The organism is Stenotrophomonas sp. 2YAF22, from assembly GCF_052114665.1.
Taxonomy (GTDB): domain Bacteria; phylum Pseudomonadota; class Gammaproteobacteria; order Xanthomonadales; family Xanthomonadaceae; genus Stenotrophomonas; species Stenotrophomonas indicatrix.
The window spans coordinates 1-2,709 of record NZ_JBFRFE010000599.1; the positions used below are offsets into that span (position 1 = coordinate 1).

General features: G+C 66.1%; 3 protein-coding genes. 1 reads left to right on the forward strand and 2 read right to left on the reverse strand.

Going from position 1 to position 2,709, the window contains the following annotated elements; translation table 11 throughout:
- Both AB4Y84_RS18730 and ahpC read right to left on the reverse strand, forming a co-directional pair.
- Positions 1 to 679, reverse strand: a 679-nt coding sequence (locus tag AB4Y84_RS18730; RefSeq protein WP_442250641.1) for a thioredoxin family protein, incomplete at its 3' end; no start/stop codon positions are given.
- 225 nt (positions 680 to 904) lie between these two features.
- Positions 905 to 1,468, reverse strand: coding sequence for an alkyl hydroperoxide reductase subunit C (ahpC, locus tag AB4Y84_RS18735; protein ID WP_025877950.1), 564 nt, complete (start codon positions 1,466 to 1,468; stop codon positions 905 to 907).
- Positions 1,469 to 1,774: 306 nt separating this feature from the next.
- Here ahpC and prmC point away from each other — a divergent pair, with 306 nt between their 5' ends.
- Positions 1,775 to 2,632, forward strand: coding sequence for a HemK/PrmC family methyltransferase (gene prmC, locus AB4Y84_RS18740; RefSeq protein WP_442244629.1), 858 nt, complete (start codon positions 1,775 to 1,777; stop codon positions 2,630 to 2,632).
- Positions 2,633 to 2,709 lie beyond the last annotated feature (77 nt).

A 2,709-nucleotide genomic window follows, 5' to 3' on the forward strand; every position in this document is an offset into this window, starting at 1 on the left:
CAGCGGCACCGGCCGGGCCACCACCGACCACCAGCACGTCGAAGACGTCCTTGGCGGCGATCTTCTCGGCATCGCGCTTGCTGGCGTTGGTGTCCAGCTTGGCCACGATCTGCTCCAGGGTCATGCGGCCCTGGTCGAACACCGCGCCGTTGAGGTAGACGGTCGGCACCGACATGATCTCGCGCTGCTCGACTTCCTCCTGGAACAGCGCGCCGTCGATGGCCACGTGCTGGATGCGCGGGTTGAGCACCGCGGCCAGGTTCAGCGCCTGCACCACGTCCGGGCAGTTCTGGCAGGACAGCGAGAAATAGGTTTCAAACCGGTAGTCGCCTTCCAGGTTCTGCACCTGCTCGATCAGCTCGGCAGTGGCCTTGGACGGATGCCCGCCGACCTGCAGCAGGGCCAGCACCAGCGAGGTGAATTCGTGGCCCATCGGCAGGCCGGCGAAGGTCAGGTGGATGTCCTGGCCCGGCGTGCCCAGGTCGAAGGACGGCACGCGACCCTGACCGTCGCGCAGCACCTGCAGCGAGATCTTGTCCGACAGGCTTTCCAGGGTCTGCAGCAGGTCCAGCATCTCCCGCGACTTGGCACCGTCGTCGGCATGCGCGGTGATCTGGATCGGGCGGGTCACGCGCTCCAGATAGGTCTTCAGCTGCGACTGCAGGTTGGCGTCCAACATGGTCTTCTCCTGGCTTCAGGCAAAACGGGGGCGTGGCACCGCTGTAGAAGGTAGCGGACCAGCAGGGGGTAGGGGTGAACCCAAGGCAGCAGAGACAGCTGTGGAAGGGGCTGGCGAGCGGCGGCTTGCGAGCTCGGCTGTCTTGGGTTCACCCCCACGCCGGCGATGTGGCCGGCACGGGGATGGGCGCGCCGCAGCGTGGGGCTGCGGCAGGCCGGTACTGCTTTAGATCTTGCCGACCAGGTCCAGCGACGGGGTCAGGGTCTTCTCGCCTTCCTTCCACTTGGCCGGGCAGACCTGGTTCGGGTTGGCGGCGGTGAACTGGGCAGCCTTCAGCTTGCGCAGGGTCTCGGAGACGTCACGGGCGATCTCGTTGGAGTGGATCTCCAGGGTCTTGATCACGCCTTCCGGGTTGATGATGAAGGTGCCGCGCAGGGCCAGGCCTTCTTCCTCGATGTGCACGCCGAAGGCGCGGGTCAGCTGGTGGGTCGGGTCGCCGACCAGCGGGAACTGGGCCTTGCCCACGGCCGGCGAGGTTTCGTGCCAGACCTTGTGCGAGAAGTGGGTGTCGGTGGTGACGATGTAGACCTCGGCGCCAGCCTTCTTGAACTCGGCGTAATGGTCAGCGGCGTCTTCGATCTCGGTCGGGCAGTTGAAGGTGAAGGCTGCCGGCATGAAGATCAGGACCGACCACTGGCCCTTCAGGGTGCTGTCGGAGACCTTGATGAACTCGCCATTCAGGTAAGCGTTGGCTTCGAACGGCTGGATCTGGGTGTTGATCAGGGACATCGTTTTTCCTCTGGGTGAAGGGGAGTGGGTGAATCGACAGGACCTAGGTTACTGGTTCCATTTCGATAAGGACAATGCATTGATTACATCCATTTGATAGATGCAGTCTATTGATGTGCGCTGAGCCGGCAATGAATCAGGCCACCTGCATCCTGCAACCCGCTGTATGACAAGGGAAATCATCAGCGGCTGCGGAAACCGGTCGATAGGTCTCTCATATCCCACCGCAGCGAATCCCGCCCCAGCGAACCTGAACGGTTTCCAGACTCTACAATTGCGGGCCCACCGCCCGCGCCAGTGCCTGCCATGCCCGCCGATTCCGAACCGTCCCTGCGCCAGGTCGTGGCCGACGCCAGCGGCCGCCTGGGTGGCGCCGAGGCCCGTCATGAAGCGGAGCTGCTGCTGCTGCATGTGCTGCAGCGACCGCGCAGCTGGTTGTTCGCGCACGCTACCGATCCACTGCCCGCCGCCGAGCAGGCCGCGTTCGAGGCCTTGCTGGACCGGCGCCTGGCTGGCGAACCGGTGGCCTACCTGACCGGCCGCCGTGGTTTCTGGACCCTCGATCTGGAAGTCGACCCGGCCACCCTGATTCCGCGGCCGGAAACCGAACTGCTGGTGGAGCTGGCGCTGGATCGCCTTCCGCCGGACCGCACGCTGCAGCTGGCCGACCTCGGTACCGGCAGCGGCGCCATCGCCCTGGCCCTGGCCAGCGAGCGGCCGCAAGCGCAGGTGCTGGCCACCGACGCCAGTGTCGCTGCACTGGCGGTGGCGGCCCGCAACGCCGCGCGCCACGAGCTGGGCAACGTGCGTTTTGCCGAAGGTGGTCACGACTGGTACGCGCCGCTGCACGGTGAACGCTTCGACCTGATCGCCAGCAATCCTCCCTATATCGCCAGCGACGACCCGCACCTGGAGCAGGGCGACCTGCGCTTCGAGCCGGCCACGGCACTGGCCTCGGGCGTTGATGGGCTGGATGACATCCGTCGCATCGTCGCCGGCGGCGGCGACTACCTGCAGCCCGGCGGCTGGCTGCTGATCGAGCACGGCTGGGACCAGGGCGATGCCATCGGCGCGCTGTTCGAGCAGGCCGGCTACATCGACGTGCAGACCGTGCAGGACCTGGAGCAGCGCGACCGGGTCACCCTGGGCCGGCGACCGGCCTAGAATGGGGGTTCTCCTGCCAAGGGCAGGGCACCACCACGGAGCTGCAAGCATGCGTACGCTGTACCCCGCCATCACCC